The 5687-nt window shown below is 34.1% G+C and carries 5 protein-coding genes; all 5 read left to right on the top strand.

The annotated features are described in order from the left end of the window. Positions 1 to 186 precede the first annotated feature (186 nt). The 5 genes from mutM to MWH25_RS12445 all read left to right on the top strand — a co-directional run bounded on the left by mutM (position 187) and on the right by MWH25_RS12445 (position 5259). Positions 187 to 1002 (top strand): bifunctional DNA-formamidopyrimidine glycosylase/DNA-(apurinic or apyrimidinic site) lyase, encoded by an 816-nt coding sequence (mutM, locus tag MWH25_RS12465; protein WP_248627977.1) that lies wholly within the window; start codon positions 187 to 189, stop codon positions 1000 to 1002. A gap of 17 nt (positions 1003 to 1019) precedes the next feature. Beyond that, a complete protein-coding gene (locus MWH25_RS12460; RefSeq protein WP_248627976.1) occupies positions 1020 to 2879 on the top strand; it encodes an ABC-F family ATP-binding cassette domain-containing protein in 1860 nt (619 codons plus the stop codon). Positions 2880 to 2926: 47 nt separating this feature from the next. Further along, complete coding sequence (gene ytaF / locus MWH25_RS12455; protein WP_345947267.1) at positions 2927 to 3586, top strand: sporulation membrane protein YtaF; 660 nt, start codon at positions 2927 to 2929, stop codon at positions 3584 to 3586. A 453-nt stretch (positions 3587 to 4039) separates the two neighbouring features. Continuing rightward, entirely contained in the window at positions 4040 to 4633 is a 594-nt protein-coding gene (gene coaE / locus MWH25_RS12450; RefSeq protein ID WP_248627975.1) for a dephospho-CoA kinase, read from the top strand. Between the two features lie 68 nt (positions 4634 to 4701). Continuing rightward, on the top strand, positions 4702 to 5259 hold the full coding sequence (locus MWH25_RS12445) for a lytic transglycosylase domain-containing protein (protein WP_248627974.1): 558 nt from the start codon (positions 4702 to 4704) through the stop codon (positions 5257 to 5259). Positions 5260 to 5687 lie beyond the last annotated feature (428 nt).

The raw sequence follows: 5687 nt of genomic DNA, 5'->3' as shown, positions 1-5687 counted from the left end.
TCTCGAAACTGATTTTGAAGTTTATTGGTTGCAGATTTTAATTTTAAAAGTGAAACTATATATCAATAAAAAGTAAGGTGACTAGAAAATTATGTATTAAGTTGATGCATATGAATTATAAATATAATTTAAAGGTCTTGAACTTAACTATTCACTATTAATTGCTTTACCGAGGGGGTTATTAAAATGCCAGAATTGCCAGAAGTACAGACGGTAGTCGATACATTACAGCCATTGATTATAGACCAAGTAATTACAGAGGTAGAGGTTAAAAATAAGAAGTTGATAGCTAAGCCTGAGGTAGATGAATTTAAGGAAGTTTTGCAAGGGAGTCGGATTGAGCAGGTTAGCAGAAGGGGAAAGTATATCATTATTGAACTTGATAATGACTATTATTTAGTGACCCATCTGAGGATGACCGGTCGCTTTGTCTATGCTGAACAAGATGAGCCAGCTGATAAGTATGATTATATCTTGTTGAAGTTTGCAGCTGGTGATCAGCTGAGATTGGGTAGTAAGAGAAAGTTTACTAGGACTTATTTGGTCAATGACTTACAAGAAGCTGGTAGTTTGACCAAGTTAGGACCAGAGCCGTTGACAGCAGAGTTTACAGTGGAGAGATTTAAGGAGATGATAGCCTCTCGGCGAGGTAGAATCAAACCATTATTACTAAACCAAAGGTTTTTAGCTGGATTAGGTAATATATATGTCGATGAAAGCCTTTATTTATCTCAAATTCATCCATTAAGAACAGCCGATACCTTAACTGAAAGTGAGATTGAAAAGCTTTATCAAGCAATTAGGAAAGTTTTGAGTGAAGGGATTGAACATCGGGGTACAACTAAGTGGGATTATGTTGATGCTAGTGGACAAGCTGGAAGTTATCAGAATTATTTACAGGTTTATGATCGAGAAGGTAAAGAATGTAGAAGGTGTGGTAGTAGTTTGCAGCGAATTAAAGTAGGGGGGCGTAGTTCTTATTTCTGTCCCGATTGTCAATAACAGGAGGAATAAATTCGATGGCATTATTACAGTTAAAGCAAGCAACTAAGGTTTATCCAGAAAAATTAATATTTCAAGATCTTTCATTACAGATTCAAAAGCGAGATCGTGTTGGGTTGATTGGGGCCAATGGAACTGGGAAGTCGACCTTAATGAAGGTATTGACTGGTCAGGAATTTTTAGATCAAGGAGAGATTTTGACTGTTAATGATTTAGAGGTTGGTTATTTGGCCCAAGATTTTGGGTTAAATGGAAATAATAAATTATATGATGAATTATTAGGAATTTATCGGGAGTTATTTAAGTTAGAAGAGAAATTAAATCGATTAGAAGCTAAGATGAGCCAAGTACAAGGAAATGACTTAGAGCAAGTGATGAATAAGTATAGTCGCTTGCGAGAAGAGTATGAAAGAAAAGATGGTTATCAATATCAAAGCCAGATTAAGGGCGTCTTACACGGCTTAGGATTTGCTGAAATTGATTGGTCAAGAAGGTTGGATTCTTTCAGTGGAGGGGAGAAGACAAGGGCAGCGTTAGCTAAACTGTTGTTACAACAGCCTGAGTTATTACTATTAGATGAGCCGACGAATCATCTTGATTTAGAGGCTAAGGAATGGTTAGAGGATTACCTACAAGACTATGATGGAGCAGTTGTAGTGATTGCCCATGATCGTTACTTTTTAGATCAAGTTGTCAATCGAATCTGGGAGTTGGAAGCAGGAAGGTTGGAGCAGTATAGAGGGAATTACTCTTTTTATTTGGAAGAAAAACCAAGAAGGTTATTGACTTGGCAGCGAGAATATGAACAGCAGCAAGAGAAGATAGAAAAGATGGAAGCTTATATTCGGAAGAATAAGGCTGGGGTTGATGCTAAACAAGCTCGAGGTAGGCAGAAACAGTTGGATAGGATGGTCAGAATACCTCCTCCTCCTACCTTAGATAAGCCCAAGATTGATTTTAAATTAGAGACTACCAGTGGAGAAGAAGTCTTAAGAGTAGAGGGATTGAAGAAGTCATTTTCTAATGAAGAATTGTTTGAAGGGGTTGACTTTAGGATTTATCGGGGCCAAAAGATTGCTTTAGTTGGCCCTAATGGTAGTGGTAAATCGACCCTTTTCCGCTTGTTATTAGAAGATCTCAAGCCAGATCAGGGCCAAATTAAGTGGGGCAGTAAGGTCAAGGTTGGTTATTATCGACAGGAGCATGAAGATTTGACCTTAGAGAATGATCTGGTTGAGGAGTTGCAGAAGGTTAAAGGAGTGACTACCAGTCAAGCTCGTAAGGTGTTGGCCCGCTTTTTGTTTAAGGAAGATGATGTATTTAAAAAAGTAGAGATGTTAAGTGGAGGGGAAAAAGCAAGGTTATCATTGGCTAAGTTATCTATCCAAGATTTCAATCTCTTATTATTGGATGAGCCGACCAATCATTTAGATATTGATGCTAAGGAATTATTAGAAGAGGCGTTGGCTAATTATCCAGGAACTATTTTAGTTATTTCTCATGATCGTTACTTTTTAGATCGGTTAGTTGATAAAATATTCTCTCTTGAAGATGATAGATTGATTGAGTATGTAGGTGATTATTCAGATTATAGAGAAGAATTAAAGAAACAGAAGATTTTAGAACGAGATCTGCAAAAAGAAATGAGGAAGAAAGAAGAGGTAAGAAGAGCTACTAGTAAACAGGGTGAGGTTGATTTAGATGAACTAGAAGAAAAGATATTGGAGTTGGAAGGGCGAGTTGAAGAATTAGAAAGTAAATTGGGTTCTGAAGATATTTACGATGACCCTGAGGGAGTAGCTGATTTAACTGAGGAATATAAAGAAGTTCAAAAAGAGTTGGAAAAATATTATCATCGTTGGGAAGAGGCTATTTAATCACGGGCTATCCCTCCTTGGCATATATATAAAAGAAAAAAGGAGGGATAACTATTGATTTAATTGCTGCTTTTATCTTAGCTTTTGCAGTCAGTTTAGATGGATTTACAGTAGGGGTTACTTATGGTCTAAAAGATATCAAGATCGATATTTTACCATTATTAATTATCAGTATTGCGTCTGGATTTACAATGATGATTGCAATGAGTGTAGGGAATGTACTGACTTTATTCATTTCTCCGATTTGGGCTGAAAGAATTGGAGGATTAATCTTAATTGCAATTGGAATCTGGTTATTCTATCAATCACTACATATCTTATTAGCAAATAATAATCAAAAGGCTGAAGGTGATGGATTAAATTTTAAAGAATTATTGAGTATTAGGATCAGTTCTTTAGGACTGATTATCAATATCTTACAAGAACCGGTCAAGGCTGATTTTGATTATTCAGGAGCTATTAGTAGAAAAGAAGCTGTTTTTTTAGGAGTTGCTTTGGCTATGGATGCTTTTGGTGGTGGTATTGGGGCTGGATTAGCAGGCTATCAACCATTCTTTACTTCAATTGCTACTTTTATCTGTAAATTTGTCTTGTTATTACTAGGGATTCAGTTGGGTAAGAGTATTGACTTAAGTAGGTTTGGCAATAAAATCAAGCTGTTGCCAGGATTAATCTTAGTCTTATTAGGATTGATTCAATTATTGTGATTAGTAGATAGAAAAAATCTAAGAGCGGATTTTTTCATCACGAAGGGTTCAAAGAACCCGGAGGGGGAAGGTAGGAAACAAATGTACAGTTTACAATGTACAATTTACAGTTAAAAACTAAGTAATAAAGAGTAATAAAAAAATCTAAGAGCGGATTTTTTCATCACGAAGGGTTCAAAGAACCCGGAGGGGGAAGGTAGGAAACAAATGTACAGTTTACAATGTACAATTTACAGTTAAAAACTAAGTAATAAAGAGTAATAAAAAAATCTAAGAACGGATTTTTTCATCACGAAGGGTTCAAAGAACCCGGAGGAGTAGTAAGCAGAAATCAGGAATAAGCATTTAGGAAGTTCAAAATCATTTAATTCAAGCTTTTCAAAATAAAAGGTTGGATTTATGATTTTGAATTTAATTGAGAGCACTATTATATTATACGAGGGAGGAGTTAAGTTGAAGATTGGTTTAACGGGTGGGATTGCCAGTGGGAAGAGTACGGTAGCTGATTATTTAAAGGAGCTAGGAGCTACCGTATTAGATGCTGATAAAATTGCCCATCGACTGATGGAGCCTCAACAAAAGGCTTGGCGTAAGGTCGTTGAATATTTTGGAGAAGAGATCTTATTACCTAATAAGCAAATTAACCGTAATAAGCTAGGAGAGATTATCTTTAATAATCCTAGTGCTAAAGAGAAATTAGATCAATTAACCCATCCGATTATTATTAAGGAGATAAAGGAGCGTTTAAAAGAGTTAGAAGAGAAAAAGAAAATAATTATAGTTGAAGTTCCTTTACTGATTGAAGCAGGAATGATAGAGCTTTTTGAAGAAATTTGGTTAGTTTATCTTCCTAAAGAACTTCAAATTGAAAGATTAATGGCTAGGAATGATTTTGATTATCAAACTGCAGTGACCAGAGTTGAGTCTCAAATGCCACTTGCTGAAAAGAGAGCTTTTGCTGATCTGATTATTAATAATAATGTTACTGAAAAAGAGCTAAAAAAAGAATTGAAGCAGCTGTGGAATAAAATTAACCTTAATAATTAATATTATTAGTTTTCAAGTAATAATATTTTAAAGTAATTATCTTAATTGTAAGAATTGGAGTGTTAATTATGAAAATTGAATTTAAAAAGATAACATGGCTATTAATCTTTCTATTACTGCTCAGCGTGTTATTTATAATTCATAAAGATGTTTTAGAGTTGATTTATCCACTCGATTACCAGGAGTTAATATTTTCCGAAGCAGAAAAATATGATCTAGATCCTTACTTAATTAGTTCAATTATTTATGTAGAAAGTAAATTCAAACCTCAGGCTACCTCTGCCAAAGGTGCTCGTGGTTTGATGCAGATTATGCCTCGGACTGGCTTATGGATTGCTGAAAAATTGGATGAACAGCAATTTTCAAATGATGATTTGTATGATCCAAAGCTCAATATTAAATATGGCAGTTGGTATTTAGCGGAATTGAAAGAGCAGTTTGATAATCGAACGATGGTAATTGCTGCTTATAATGGGGGCCAAGGGAATGTGAAGAGGTGGCTACACGAAGAGCAGTGGGATGGAGAGTATGGAACAATTAATCAGATTCCATTTGCTGAAACAAGAAAATATGTTAGTAAAGTTGTAAGAACTCATTTAATTTATCGTTATATTTACCAAGAATAGTTGAAAAATTTTGCAAAATGATTCATAAAAATATGGATTTTTGACAAAAAATTAAAAAAATATATATAATTATGATATTGCTCGACTAAAGTTCTGGTGAAAGAAATAGATAAAGGTTAAAGGGGGAGACATAAACTTAAGTAAAAATTGTTGCTTTAATAATTTTTTTGTTTAGTTTATAATTTCATTTATAAATATAATTATAAATGTTTAAGGTTTAGCTTTTTTAAGTTAAGATTACTTATAATTATTAATTGGACAAGATGATTTTATTGAGGCTAACCATAAGTTGATAGTTGACTATTTTAAAATATACCAAATTATTTATTTAGAACAGCCAAGAAAACTCCGTCTAAGCTACTGTATTAGGTGGAGATGAATTGGCTATTTTAAATTTAATTAAATATTGAATTTAAAATTATTGTTCT

Origin of the sequence: Natroniella acetigena (assembly GCF_023227745.1) — a bacterium.
Taxonomy (GTDB): domain Bacteria; phylum Bacillota; class Halanaerobiia; order Halobacteroidales; family Halobacteroidaceae; genus Natroniella; species Natroniella acetigena.
Note: the sequence above shows the minus strand (reverse complement) of the source record. Positions and strands in the feature narration are given on the sequence as shown.

Coding starts and splice junctions, on each gene's coding strand:
- mutM (WP_248627977.1), top strand. CDS start 187: ATGCCAGAATTGCCAGAAGTACAGACGGTAGTCGATACATTACAGCCA.
- MWH25_RS12460 (WP_248627976.1), top strand. CDS start 1,020: ATGGCATTATTACAGTTAAAGCAAGCAACTAAGGTTTATCCAGAAAAA.
- MWH25_RS12445 (WP_248627974.1), top strand. CDS start 4,702: ATGAAAATTGAATTTAAAAAGATAACATGGCTATTAATCTTTCTATTA.